Annotated in this window: 11 protein-coding genes; 8 read left to right on the forward strand and 3 right to left on the reverse strand. The window is 67.3% G+C overall.

Annotated elements, in window-relative coordinates; all coding sequences use genetic code 11:
• The first annotated feature begins 8 nt into the window (after window positions 1-8).
• Window positions 9-998 carry a Gfo/Idh/MocA family oxidoreductase gene (locus PLE19_15240; protein HPD16306.1) on the forward strand — a complete coding sequence of 330 codons (990 nt, stop codon included), beginning with the start codon at window positions 9-11 and terminating at the stop codon, window positions 996-998.
• A 5-nt stretch (window positions 999-1,003) separates the two neighbouring features.
• Window positions 1,004-2,599: a glycosyltransferase family 39 protein gene (locus PLE19_15245; protein ID HPD16307.1), complete on the forward strand. Its 1,596-nt coding sequence runs from the start codon at window positions 1,004-1,006 to the stop codon at window positions 2,597-2,599.
• A gap of 16 nt (window positions 2,600-2,615) precedes the next feature.
• Here the strand turns inward: PLE19_15245 and PLE19_15250 are convergent, their stop codons facing one another.
• Window positions 2,616-4,007, reverse strand: coding sequence for a M20/M25/M40 family metallo-hydrolase (locus PLE19_15250; protein HPD16308.1), 1,392 nt, complete (start codon window positions 4,005-4,007; stop codon window positions 2,616-2,618).
• A gap of 88 nt (window positions 4,008-4,095) precedes the next feature.
• Between PLE19_15250 and PLE19_15255 the strand changes: the two genes are divergently transcribed.
• On the forward strand, window positions 4,096-5,127 hold the full coding sequence (locus PLE19_15255) for a GHMP kinase (GenBank protein HPD16309.1): 1,032 nt from the start codon (window positions 4,096-4,098) through the stop codon (window positions 5,125-5,127).
• On the opposite strand, the gene PLE19_15260 is transcribed toward PLE19_15255, so the two are convergent.
• Window positions 5,124-5,687, reverse strand: coding sequence for a macro domain-containing protein (locus PLE19_15260; protein HPD16310.1), 564 nt, complete (start codon window positions 5,685-5,687; stop codon window positions 5,124-5,126). The two genes, PLE19_15255 and PLE19_15260, sit on opposite strands and share 4 nt — an antisense overlap.
• A gap of 224 nt (window positions 5,688-5,911) precedes the next feature.
• On the opposite strand from PLE19_15260, the gene lexA reads away from it, so the two are divergent.
• The 5 genes from lexA to PLE19_15285 all read left to right on the forward strand — a co-directional run bounded on the left by lexA (window position 5,912) and on the right by PLE19_15285 (window position 10,625).
• The gene (lexA, locus tag PLE19_15265) at window positions 5,912-6,547 is read left to right on the forward strand and encodes a transcriptional repressor LexA (GenBank protein ID HPD16311.1); all 636 of its coding nucleotides are present in this window, start codon (window positions 5,912-5,914) and stop codon (window positions 6,545-6,547) included.
• Window positions 6,548-6,593: 46 nt separating this feature from the next.
• Window positions 6,594-6,947: a four helix bundle protein gene (locus tag PLE19_15270; protein HPD16312.1), complete on the forward strand. Its 354-nt coding sequence runs from the start codon at window positions 6,594-6,596 to the stop codon at window positions 6,945-6,947.
• 107 nt (window positions 6,948-7,054) lie between these two features.
• Window positions 7,055-7,249 carry a hypothetical protein gene (locus PLE19_15275; GenBank protein ID HPD16313.1) on the forward strand — a complete coding sequence of 65 codons (195 nt, stop codon included), beginning with the start codon at window positions 7,055-7,057 and terminating at the stop codon, window positions 7,247-7,249.
• 277 nt (window positions 7,250-7,526) lie between these two features.
• Window positions 7,527-8,798, forward strand: a complete 1,272-nt coding sequence (locus PLE19_15280; GenBank protein ID HPD16314.1) for a DNA polymerase IV — start codon at window positions 7,527-7,529, stop codon at window positions 8,796-8,798.
• A 354-nt stretch (window positions 8,799-9,152) separates the two neighbouring features.
• Window positions 9,153-10,625 carry a sialate O-acetylesterase gene (locus PLE19_15285; protein HPD16315.1) on the forward strand — a complete coding sequence of 491 codons (1,473 nt, stop codon included), beginning with the start codon at window positions 9,153-9,155 and terminating at the stop codon, window positions 10,623-10,625.
• 39 nt (window positions 10,626-10,664) lie between these two features.
• Here PLE19_15285 and PLE19_15290 read toward each other — a convergent pair whose 3' ends face one another.
• Window positions 10,665-11,714 carry a uroporphyrinogen decarboxylase family protein gene (locus PLE19_15290; protein HPD16316.1) on the reverse strand — a complete coding sequence of 350 codons (1,050 nt, stop codon included), beginning with the start codon at window positions 11,712-11,714 and terminating at the stop codon, window positions 10,665-10,667.
• Window positions 11,715-12,164 lie beyond the last annotated feature (450 nt).

The raw sequence follows: 12,164 nt of genomic DNA on the forward strand, positions 1-12,164 counted from the left end.
GGCCGACCATGCGATGGGCGACGCTCTGGACTGTGTGTACGGCTGTGCTGCTGGCGTGCAGGCCAACGTGGGCGGCCGCGCCGCCGCCCGAGTGGGCGAAGAAGGATATCAGGGCCGGGATCATCGGCACCGACACGTCGCACGTGCCGGCCTTCGTGGGCATTCTGCACAGCCACCCCGAGTGGCGGGTGAAGGTGGTTGCCGCGTTCCCCGGCGGCAGCCCCGACGTGCCGTCGAGTTGGAACCGTGTGAAGGAGTACGCCGAGGACCTCCAGAAGAAGCACAACGTCGAGATCGTGGACACGATCGAGGCCCTGTGCGCGAAGGTGGATGCAGTGCTGATCGAGAGCGTGGATGGGCGACCGCACCTGGCTCAGGCACGCCCCGTGTTCGGGGCGAAGAAGCCGCTGTTCATTGACAAGCCGTTCACGGCGAGCCTCGAGGACGCCCGCGAAATCCTCAAGCTCTCGAAGGAGAGCGGCGTGCCGTTCTTCAGCTCGTCGTGCGTGCGGTTCCAGCCCGAGGTCGCCAGGCTGCGGACGAATCCCGGCGTCGGCAAGCTCACGAGGGCCCAGGGCAGTTCGCCCCTGTCGCTCGAGCCGCACCATCCCGACCTCTTCTGGTATGGCATCCACGGGGTCGAGGCCCTCTACACCGTGATGGGGCGCGGTTGCGTGTCGGTGACGCGCCAGGCCGAAGGCGACCTCGACATCACAACGGGCAAGTGGGCCGACGGGCGGGTCGGCATCTTCCGCGGCGTGAAGAAGGGGGACTATCATCCCCTCGTCAAAGTGTGGGGCAGCGACGGTGAGGCCGACACGGGGAAACTCGGCTACAGCTACAACGGGCTGGTAGAGGCTATCGCACGGTTCTTCCAGACGGGCGAGTGCCCGATCGATCCGCAGGAGACACTGGAGATCATCGAGTTCATGATCGCCGCGCAGAAGAGCAAGGAGCGAGGCGGCGCCGAGGTGACCCTCGAGGAGCTGCGGAAATAGCACCCATGGCAGTGCCCCGCACACGTGAGGAACAGGCCAGGGCGCGCTGGCGCCTCGCCTCGCTGTTCGTGTTCGTTCTGGCGCTGGGCCTCACCTGCCTCACGATAGACGACCCCGGGCTTGCCTGGGACGAGCCGTTCTCCATCGGCGCCGGCGCCTCCTATGCCGCGTGGCTCGCTTCGCCCTCTATCTCGGCGGAGAGCATCGCGCGGCACTGGGGGATGAACCACGAGCACCCGCCGCTCGCCAAGCTGCTGATGGGCATCTCACAACGCCTCCTGCCCGAGGGCTCGCCAATCCTTGCCTCGCGGCTCGTGACCGCGCTGCTGTTCGCCCTTCTCGTCGAGCTGGTTTTCAAGTTCACAGGCTCTGCCTTCGGCGGCCTGGCGGGCCTCATGGCGGCGCTGAGCCTGCCCTGCATGCCGCGCGTCTTCGGTCATGCGCACTTCGCCGCCCTCGATGTGCCGATGGCCCTCACCTGGCTGCTCGCCGTGGTGGCCTTCGCGCGCGCCGTGATCCTGGGCACCCACGCGTCGTGCGCGCTCTCGGGCCTGTGCTTCGGCCTGGCGTTGCTGACGAAGATCAACGGGGTGTTTCTCCCGCTGGTCTACGCGGGCTGGGGCATCGGCTTCCACGGCAAGAGGGCCGTGAAGCCGCTGGTCTGGACTCTGCTGCTCGGCCCCGCCGTGTTCGTGGCCGGCTGGCCGTGGCTGTGGCACGACACGCTGGCCCGCATCCGCGGTTATCTGCTCCCCACGTGGCGCGTGCCGATCCCAGTGCTCTACTTCGGCCGGGTCTACGGCGACACGTTTGCGCCCTTCCACTACCCGCTCGTGATGACGGCCGCCACGATCCCCATCGGTGTGCTGGCTCTGGTGATCCTGGGCGCGGTGCGAGCCGCGCGGAAGTTCCGCGCCGAGCCGCTCCTGGCGTTGGTGGCGATCAACGCGGGGCTGGCGATCGGTGTCTTCATGCTGCCCGGGCTGCCGAAGTACGACGGCGTGCGCCTGTTTCTCCCTGCCTTCCCGTTCCTGGCCATCCTGGCCGGCACAGCCGGGCGCCGCTGCTGGGATTGGCTGGTGGGACACTCGCGCGGGCGCCCCTGGCGCCCGCTGTTCGTGACGGCGGCGTTCTTCGTGAGCCAGGCGGGCGCTCTATGGTGGATTCACCCCTGCGAGCTGAGCTACTACAACGCCCTCGTCGGCGGCCTGTGGGGAGCCCACAAGCTGGGGATGGAGGTCACATACTGGCACGACGTGGTGAACCGCGACCTCTTCGCGTGGCTGAACCGCCGGTGCCCCGTGGGCGCCACGGTGGCGTTCTATCCCGTGGGCGAAACGGTGGTTTTCCCGCCGTCTGGCGGACGGCAGGCGCCCAACTACTACGACACCTTCTACCTCAACACCCCGGAGCCGAAGCGGCTGGTCGCCGTGCGCCTCGAGCATGCGCGCCGCTACGACTTCGTGGTGATCAACGCGCGCGAGGCGATGATCCGCTGGCACAAGAACGACGTCGCGCTGCGCTACCTCACGCAGCGGAAGCCCCTCTACGAGGTGCGCAAGCAGGGGGTGCTGCTGGCGGCGGTGTACGCCAGGGAATGAGCCGCCAGCGCGCCGCTCAGCGGAGTTCCTTCGGCAGCGTGCCCTCAGTCTTCATCACGTCAATCAACTCGTAGCGGTCCAGGGCACGCCGGATCTCGGCGGGGTTCCTGTGCCGCAGCGCCCAGGCGCGGTCGTTGGCAAAGCGTACCAGGCTGCGGGCCAGCAGCGCCGCGGCCTCGCGCAGGTCGGCGCGGCTCACCTTGTCCAGCGTGTCGGCGGCGGTGTGGCCGTAGCCACGCCCCTTGGGCGCCCCACCCACGTTGCCCAGCATGCACACGGGCACGCCGGCCACCATGAAGGGGAAGTGGTCGGAGTAGGGATTCGGCCGCGCCGCGAAGACGATCTCCTGGCGCATCTCACTGGCCATCGCCGCCAGAGGCGCCTTCGCCTCACTCCAGCACTGGAAGTCGAAGCCCTTGCCCCGTTCGCTCCCGATGCAATCCACGTTCACCATGAGCCGCGTGCGGGCCATCTCGCTGCGGTGCCGCTCGACATAGGCATGGCCGCCGCGCAGGCCGACCTCCTCGGCCCCGAAGCACACGAACCGCACGGTGCGCCGGAGCCTGGCGCGGTGCGGAGCGAGAAGCCTGGCCGCTTCGAGAACGGTGGCCACGCCGCTGCCGTTGTCGTGGGCCGCCTGCGAGATGTCGTGCCCGTCGTAATGGCCGCCAACCACGATCGTTTGTTCGGGGTGCTCGTTGCCTGGAAACTCGCCGATGATATTGCGGCTTGTTCCCTGGAACATCGCGTCGTGCGTCTGGATGCGCAGGCGCACGGTGCCCTGGCCGAGGAGCCTCATCAGGCAGAGGCCCGTCTCCTTCGACACGCCCAGGCCCGGCACGTCCGGCTTCCGGTCGAATCGCAGCGTGCCGGTGGGCGCCAGGAGTCCGTCGTAATGGTTCATGAACAGGAATGCCTTGGCGCCGGCTGCGCAGGCGCGGGTGTACTTCTCGGCCCGGTGCACCCACCGATGGTAATACCCCGGCGATTCGCTGGTGGCCAGCACGGCTTTGCCCCTGATCGCGCCGCGCAGCCGGGCAAAGTCCTCGGGCATCCCCTCCCCCACGCTTACCAGCTCGAGCTCGATGCCCCGCCCGCGCGTGGCCGGCGAGTAGGGCAAGGCGATGCAGTCGAGCCGCTCGCGGGCAGGGCTCACGACTTCGAGCGTCGGCTTCCGCCCGCGCCGCCACGCCAGCAGCCTGAAAGGCTCGGCGTGCACGCGGCTGAGGCCGACGGCCCGCATCCGCTCGAGCAGGAAGTCGCCGGCCCGGCGCTCGTCGCCGCTCGCAGCGAAGCGGCTGCCATATGTCTCGCAGAGCTCGCGGAGCAGGGTCAGCCCGTCATCCGACACCATGGCCTCGCCCACGAGGCGCACGTCCAACTCCCGCCGCGAATCGGCTGAACTCATCCTGGACCTCCTGTAGACAGTGGAGGGCACTCGGGGTATAATCTTCCCAGAAGGGCGCTAACGCGGCGCCCAGACAAGGGGGATGCTCATGGTGCGGGCCCGCGCGCCAGTGCGCATTGATTTCGCGGGGGGCTGGACCGATGTCGCCCGTTTCGCGCGCGAGTCGGCCGGCGCGGTCGTCAACGCGGCCATCAGCATCTACTCCTACGCGTCCGTGCGTCGCGATCCGGCCGCTGCCGATTCCGGCGGCGGGATTCGGATCTACGCGACTGACTTCGACCTCTACATCGAGGCGGCGGATATCCGCCGGCTCGAGTACGACGGCAATGCGGACCTGCTCAAGGCGGCCATCCGGCACCTGAACGTGGACGAGAGCTTCTTCATCACCACCCGCTCGGACGCCCCGCCGGGCAGCGGCCTCGGCACGTCGGCGGCCATGGGCGTGGCCCTCATCGGCGCGCTCAGCCAGCTCGTGGCCCGCCCGCTGCTCGCCCACGAGGTGGCGGAGCTGGCCAGCGAGATCGAGCGCGAGGAACTGCACATCCTCGGCGGCAAACAGGATCAGTACGCCAGCGCGCTCGGCGGCTTGCAGTTCATGGAGTTCCACGGCGAGACGGTGCGCGCCGCGCCCCTCCGCCTGGCGCCCGCCACCGAATTCGACCTTCAGAAGCACCTCGTGCTCTGCTACACGGAGCAGTCGCGCCTGTCCGGCGACATCCACCAGCGCGTGACCGAGGCATTCCGCAAGGGCGAGGCCAACACCACCCGCGCCATTGCCGACCTCAAGCGCATCGCCCGAGCCATGAAGGAGCGCCTCCTCCTGGGCGACCTCGAGGGCTTCGCCCGGCTGATGAGCGACAACTGGGCCAATCAGAAGCGCCTCCACCCCTCCGTCACTAACGAACGCATTGACGAGCTCTTCGCCATCGCCGCGGAGTCGGGCGCGGCCGGCGGCAAGGCCTGCGGAGCCGGCGGCGGCGGCTGCCTCGTTTTCATCGCCAAGCCTGACCGCGAGCACATCCTGCGCCAGGCCCTCAAGGAGGCCGGCGCGCGCCTCCTTGACTTCGTTTTCGACCACTCGGGCCTCCAGGTCACTTCCGACTCCCCGGCCGCCACCTAGTTCTCGCCCTGTCGCGGCCGGCGGGGCCGGCGCAGCTCGCCCATGTGCTCGAGAGCCTCCCGGAACGCTTCGAACGCATCTTCCTTGAAGAGCACGATGTGGATTCGCTCCAGCCCGGAGCCCGCGGCCAGGTGGCGCCCGATCGTCTCCAGCATGGCGCGGGCCGAATACTCGGGCGCCAGCGCCGCCGCCCCCGTGCCAATGGCAGGGAAGGCCACCGTGCGCAGCTTCAGTTCCTCGGCGCGGCGGAGCGCGCTGCGCGTGGCCAGCGCCACGTTTTCCTCGCTCGTGAAATGCCCGATTTCCATGCTCACGGCGTGGATCACATACTTCGCCTTCAGCCCGCCGGCTGACGTCACCACCGCCTCGCCCACGGGCACCATGCCGATCTTGTCACACTCGTCCTGAATCACCTTGCCGCCCTTGCGGCCGATGGCGCCGGACACCCCCGCGCCCAGGATCAGATCGCTGTTCGCCGCATTGATGATCGCGTCCACCTCCGCCTCGGTGATATCGCCCAGCCGCAACTCGATCTTCGCCTTGATCGCATCCAGGTCCATGCCGCTCTCTCCCGCAAGAGGTTCGGGGCTGATGACCCTCCCGATTATAGCCGAAAGGCTCAGGGGCGGAAAGCGCGACGCGCGAATCACGTACGCGCGGCGGCCCGGGCAGAGCCCCTGGCCTTTCGGTATCGCCCTGGCGCTGCCCGACATGCATCGCATGCATTTTCGCGCTTGACATCCACACATTTGTGTGGTATCCTGGATGCAGAAAGGAAGGCATCATGGCCAAAACCCTCACGGCGAAGCAGCGGGCGATCCTCGAATTCATCCGCGGCGAGACCGCCCGGCGTGGCCTCCCGCCCACCATTCGCGAGATCGGCGCACGCTTCGGCCTCCGCTCCACAGGCTCCGTGCGCGACTATCTGCGCGCCCTCGAGCGCAAAGGCCACATTGGCCGCCGTCGCCACCTCTCGCGTGGCATCGTGCTCGCCGCCCCGGTCTGGCGCGCGCCGCGGCTCCAAGCCCCCGCGTCGCGCCCCGCCATTCCCCTCGTCGGCGACATCGCCGCCGGCACGCCTCAGCTCGCCATCGAGAACTCCGCGGATTCTCTCGCGCTCGACCCTGCCCTCTTTGGCGGCGGCGAGCTGTTCGCACTCCGCGTGCGGGGCGACAGCATGCGCGACGCCGGCATCTACGAAGGCGACCACGTCATCGTCCGCCGCCAAGCCACCGCCGACAACGGCGATATCGTCGTCGCCCTGCTCGACGACGAAGCCACCGTCAAGCGCTTCTTCCACGAAGGCCGCCGCGTAAGGCTCCAGCCCGAGAATCCGGCCTTCAGGCCCCTGTTCCTCACCCCCAGGCAGGCCGAATTGCAGCTCCTCGGCAAAGTCGTCGGGGTGCTGAGAAAGCTCTGAGCATTTGCGACTTGCGATTTCCAATTTGCGATTGAAGGAGAGCGGAATGACAGAGGAAGAAATGAGGATGCGAGCGAAGCATTTCGCCTTGCGGCGCATCCGCCTCGTTGGCGCGTTACCGAGGAACATTCTGGGTAAGGCGATTGGCGCCCAACTTATCCGCTCTGGGACATCGGTGGGGGCGAACTATCGGGCGGCGTGCAAGGCCCGCTCGAAGGCCGAGTTCATCGCCCGTCTGGGCATCGTGGAGGAAGAAACTGACGAAAGCGCTTATTGGATGGAGCTGATCATCGAAGGCAACGTGATGAAGGCCGAGCGGGTGAGCCCCTTGCTCAAGGAGGCCACCGAACTCACCGCCATCATGGCCGCATCACGCAAGTCGGCATCAAGCCGCCACTGAGGAATCTGAAATCGCAATTCGCAAATTGCAAATCGCAAATCTCCATGGCTACCACACAAGACCTCAATGACCAGATCGATGTCGTTACCGTGTTCCAGGAGGGCCGCATGGCCCCCGTGAAGTTCCGCTGGGGTGGGCGCACCTACCCCGTCACCCGCGTGGCCTATCGCTGGATCACGCGGCAGGGCGCCTACCCCATTCACCATTTCTCCATCGTCACCCCGGACGACCAGCTCTGCGAACTCGCGCTCAACACGCAGAACATGCAGTGGTCGCTCCTCAAGGTGCAGATGGAAGGATAGAGGAGAAAGAGCCACGGGCGGCGAGCCGCGAGCCACAAGCCTTGAAGAGGAAATCCGCAATCCCTCTTATAGCTCGCCGCTCGTAGCTCGCGGCTCGCGGCTCGACCCCATGCTCGGCTTCGACCACAACTTCGCCATCTCGGGGAAGTCCCGGTTCCTCGCGGGCGCCGCAACGTGCGAGGGAGCCGGGACATCCCCTGTTTCCCACGTAGCCGCAAGCGTCCCGCTTGCGGGCTCAACAACAAGCGGGACGCCTGTCGCCACGCCCCTCGAGCGCGTGATCATCTGCGTGGATATGGACGCCTTTTTCGCCTCCGTCGAGCAGCAGTGCGCCTACGGCGCGCTCGACGACCAGCCCGTGATGGTCTGCGGCAACACCGAGCGCCGCAGCGTCGTCGCCGCCGCCAACTACATCGCCCGCGAATACGGCATCCGAGCCGGTACCCCCATCACCACCGCCCGCCGCCTGTGCCCCCACGGCGTCTTCCTCGAGGGCGACCCCGAAAAATACGTCTACACCTGCATCCGCATCAACGACCTCTGCCGCGAGTTCACCCCGCGTGTCGAGTGTTTCAGCATTGACGAGAGCTTTCTCGACATCAGCGGCTCGGCCCACCTCTTCGGCGGCCCGGCCGAAACCGGCCGCCGCCTCAAAGCCCGCATCCGCGCCGAACTCGGCATCCCCTGCACCGTCGGCATCGGCCCCAACAAGCTCCTCGCCAAAACCGCCTCGAAGCTCGGCAAGCCCGATGGCCTCTTCACCCTCAACCACGAGGATGTCCCGGCCAAACTCCACCCCCTGCCCATCACCAAGCTCTACGGCATCGGCGCCCGCACCGCCGAAAAGCTCGCCCGCATCGGCGTCTCCACCATTGGCCAACTCGCCCGCACCCCGCCCGACGCGCTCAAGAAGCTCTTCGGCATCATCGGCCCTATGCTCCGCGACGCCGCCAACGGCCTGGATAGCTCCCCCCTCCTCACCGACGACGAGCAGCCCGAGGCCAAGAGCGTGGGCAACAGCTACACACTGAGCGACGACACGCGCGACGTGCGCAGAGTCCTCACCGTCCTCCTCGGCCTCTGCTCCAAGGTCGGCCGCCGCATGCGCCAGGGCGGCCACGCCGGCCGCACCGTCACCCTCACCCTCCGCTACGCCAACTTCCAAACCTTCGTCCGCGCCCGCACTGTCGAGGCCCCCATCAACCTCGACCGCGACATCTTCGCCGCCGCGTGCACCCTGCTCGACGAAATCTGGGGGCGGGACATCCACCGCGAATCCAGCGAATCTGGCGAATCAGGAACTTCCCAGCCCCATTCGCTCGATTCGAGAGATTCGCGGTTCCGCCACAGCCGCCGCGCCGTCCGTCTCCTCGGCGTCAGCGTCTCCAACCTCCTTCACCGCGACGACCCGCGCCAGCTCGGCCTCTTCGACAGCGACCTGCGGCGCCGCACCCATCAATTCCTCAAGTCAGTGGACGCCCTCCGCGACCGCTACGGCGAGCACGTCGCCGTCTGGGCCCCCCTCCTCCGCTCCGACGAAGTCATCTGATTTGAGTCCTAACCATATATGCGGCAAAGCCTTATGCTCGCCGCCCATCCCCCACCCCATACCTGCTCATCGCGCAAGTGAGCGAGAATGGCCGGAGCTGCGAGAATCGCCGATTCTCGCCAATCTATCCATACTTGCTCATCTCCCTCCCCACGGGTTTGAGCAAGCATGAGCAGGGGGGCACTCATCAGCCGCCTGGCCCCCCCCCGAAAGACCCGCCATGTCCACAAGGAATAGGCATGCCCACCCCCTCCCCCTCTCCAGTCGCCTCAGGATCCCCAGACCGTGAAGACCCTGGTTTGATTCACCGCGTCGCGCGCCATACTATGATTGGACACGATGCAGGAGACCGCCATGCCCCGACCGCCCGTCGTCGCCTTCACCCTCGCGCTGTGTGTTGCCTCGGCCCGCGCCGACGTGCGGCTGCCGAAGGTCTTCACCGACCACATGGTCCTCCAGCAGGAGATGCCCATCGCCGTCTGGGGCCGCGCCACGACCGGAGAACTCGTGACCGTCGAGTTCAACGGCCAGAGGGCGACGGCCAAAGCCGGCGACGATGGTGCCTGGCGCGTCACGCTCCCCGCGATGAAGGCCGATGGCCAGCCCCACTCACTCGTCGTCAAGGGCAACAACTCGCTGGAACTCAAGGATGTGTTGCTCGGGGAGGTGTGGCTCTGCGCGGGGCAGTCGAACATGGGCCGTCCCGTGGACGAGGCCGCGGCCAAGGCGGCAGACCAGCCACAGATTCGCCTGTTTAATTCGTCGGGCGAGACGCCCCGCGCCGATGGACTCGACGAGACGAGCGGCTGGATCGTCTGCACGCCGACCTCGATTCTCCAAGCCGGCGACTTTCTGGGGGCCGGCAAGGGCCGCCGGCCCTTCAGCGAGGTCGCCTACCACTTCGGCCTCAAGCTCCATCAGACCCTCAAAGTGCCCGTCGGCCTCATCCAGGCCAACTGCGGCGGCTCGACGGCCCGCGACTGGACCCCGTTCCCCGAGGCCGGCGCCAAGCTGCCGCTCGACCAGCCGATCCCCAAGATCACCCACAGCGACGGCCAACTCTACTGGGTCCGCCTGCGCGGCATGGTGCCGTTCGCCGTGCGAGGCGTCGTGTGGTACCAGGGCGAGGACGATGGGCGCAACCCCAAGTACGCCGAGGACTTCAAGGCCCTCATCGAGAGCTGGCGGAAGCTGTGGGACCGCCCCGACCTGCCCTTCTACTTCGCCCAGATCGCAGCCACCACCTACGCCGGCGGCATGCTCGGCGTGTGGGAGGCTCAGCAATGGGTGATGAACCACGTGCCGCACACGGGCATGGCCGTGAGCAACGACATCTACGAGGGCACGACGAACGGCGGCTTCAAGCGACGCGACGACAAGGCGCTCGGCTGGCCCATCGCCGGCGGCAGCAACCCGCACCCGACGGGCAAGCCCCGAATTGCCGCGCGCCTCGCCGAGATCGCCCTTGTCGAAACCTACGGCCAGCCCAAGAAGGTGCTCTACGGCCCCATGTACGCCTCGCACGAGGCCCGCGACGGCAAAATCGTCGTCCGCTTCAAGCACACGGGCAGTGGCCTCGCCACCGACGACGGCCAGCCGCCGAACTGGTTCGAGGTATCCGACGGTACGCTCGAGGGGAACAGGCCACGCTACGTCAAGGCCGAGGCCCGCATCGTCGGCCCCGACACGGTGGAGGTGTCCTCGCCCCTCGTCGCCCAGCCGAAGTTCGTACGCTTCGGCTGGCACGCGCTGGCGCGCTACAACCTCATCAACAAGGAAGGTCTGCCCGCCGTGTCGTTCCGCGCCGAGCCGGGGCCTCAGAGATAGCGCCAAGGTCCTGTCGTGGCGACGGGTGGCTGCCCCGCCTCACCTCACAACACGCTGTCGGCCGGCCGCATCCACCGCATCCGCAATCGCTCTGTAGCTCTCGCGCCAGGCGTCATGCGGCACGTTCTCGGATACCTGAATCTGGAGCAGGCCCGAGCCGCCATCCTCTTCGAGTATCTGCTCGGCCACCTTGCGGGCGCCCTTGTAGCCCCGCAAATGGCACGACGACGGGAAGTTGATCCACAACCGCATCTCGGGCCACATCTTCCGCGCCGCAGCCACCGACGTGTCGTTGTCGGGCGGCGGCGACATCGAGTCGATCCCTCTCACACCCGAGGCGCCGATCGCATCCCACAGCGGCTTCAGGTCGCCGTCCATGTGCACGAACACGTAGGCATCGCGCTCCGCGAGCATGGCGGCCAGCTCGTTGTAGAGGGGCACGCAGTAGCGGCGGAAGCGGTCCGGGCCGATGGCGGGGGCGGTGATGTTGTCGGGGAAGTCAATGAACGGCGCGGGCGAGCGAAGGGCCAGCTCGAAAATGAGCCGCGCGCGCTGGTTGAGGTGCTGAACAACCGCCGCAACCTTGTCGGGGCATTCGGCCAGGTGGACCGACAGGTTGCTCAACCCCACCCATTGCACCCAGAGCTGCTGATAGGGCGTCCGCTCGACGGCCGCCAGCGGCAGCCCGTCGTCGCCCAGGGCCGCGTCTACCTTCGCGTAGCCCGCGTAGTCGTCCATCACGATCCCGTCGCGCAGGTAGGCGAGCAGCACGTCGTAGTCGCGCGGCTCCTGTACATAGTGGCGGCGGATCGAGCTGGAGCCGTAGGCCGGCTCGAACTGGCGTTCCTCGAAGAGGGAGCCAGCGGGGGTGTGCAGCGTGGTGCGGCGGAAGCGCTTGCCGTCCCTCTCGAAATCCTCGTGCTCGAAGCGGCAGTTCGGCGTCTCGACGCGATGGATGCTGCACCACTGGAGCAGCCCCACGCGGCCGCGGCCCACGTGCGCCCACACCTCCTCATTCGGCGCCGCCAGTCCGCTGTATTGCACGAACGGCACACGGTCGTGGGGCCGCCCCTGGATCAACGCCAGCATTCGGTCCCGCATCGTTGCAGAGGACATGGTTAACCTCTCACGGGCCTCGGGCACAGCAGATGAACTTCGCGACGTGTCTTCTACCACAGAGGAAAAGCCACTGCAAGGCCGTCTCGGGGGTGTGGGCCGGAATGGTTGTTCTCTCTGGAGCCTGAAGGGCCCGCATGGGATAGCCCAGGCAACGCCCTGGGTTCAACGGGATCCGCAAGTCCAGGAGATAGAAGCTCTGCTCTCTATTACGCCCGTTCAGGGGTACCGCAGGGGCGGCCTGCTTCTCGGGGTTTCGCCCTGCTCCTTGCCCACATCTTCCGGGGGCTGGGGTCTAGCCCCCGAATGGGGGCGTTTGAGCCGTAGCCCAGGGCGACCAAAGGGAGCCCTGGGTAGTAGTAGAGGCGGCCCCACGACGGAGCCCCCGAAGGGGGGCGATTCAAGGGGCGTGAAACGCCCCCT

The sequence above is a fragment of the Planctomycetota bacterium genome, from assembly GCA_035384565.1.
Classification (GTDB): domain Bacteria; phylum Planctomycetota; class PUPC01; order DSUN01; family DSUN01; genus DAOOIT01.

What these genes read in the sequence shown, in the direction of transcription:
- PLE19_15255 (HPD16309.1), top strand. Translation starts at nt 4,096, where the DNA reads ATGGTGCGGGCCCGCGCGCCAGTGCGCATTGATTTCGCGGGGGGCTGG.
- PLE19_15260 (HPD16310.1), bottom strand. Translation starts at nt 5,687, where the DNA reads ATGGACCTGGATGCGATCAAGGCGAAGATCGAGTTGCGGCTGGGCGAT.
- PLE19_15290 (HPD16316.1), bottom strand. Translation starts at nt 11,714, where the DNA reads ATGCTGGCGTTGATCCAGGGGCGGCCCCACGACCGTGTGCCGTTCGTG.
- PLE19_15275 (HPD16313.1), top strand. Translation starts at nt 7,055, where the DNA reads ATGGCCCCCGTGAAGTTCCGCTGGGGTGGGCGCACCTACCCCGTCACC.
- PLE19_15245 (HPD16307.1), top strand. Translation starts at nt 1,004, where the DNA reads ATGGCAGTGCCCCGCACACGTGAGGAACAGGCCAGGGCGCGCTGGCGC.
- PLE19_15270 (HPD16312.1), top strand. Translation starts at nt 6,594, where the DNA reads ATGACAGAGGAAGAAATGAGGATGCGAGCGAAGCATTTCGCCTTGCGG.
- PLE19_15240 (HPD16306.1), top strand. Translation starts at nt 9, where the DNA reads ATGCGATGGGCGACGCTCTGGACTGTGTGTACGGCTGTGCTGCTGGCG.
- lexA (HPD16311.1), top strand. Translation starts at nt 5,912, where the DNA reads ATGGCCAAAACCCTCACGGCGAAGCAGCGGGCGATCCTCGAATTCATC.
- PLE19_15285 (HPD16315.1), top strand. Translation starts at nt 9,153, where the DNA reads ATGCCCCGACCGCCCGTCGTCGCCTTCACCCTCGCGCTGTGTGTTGCC.
- PLE19_15250 (HPD16308.1), bottom strand. Translation starts at nt 4,007, where the DNA reads ATGAGTTCAGCCGATTCGCGGCGGGAGTTGGACGTGCGCCTCGTGGGC.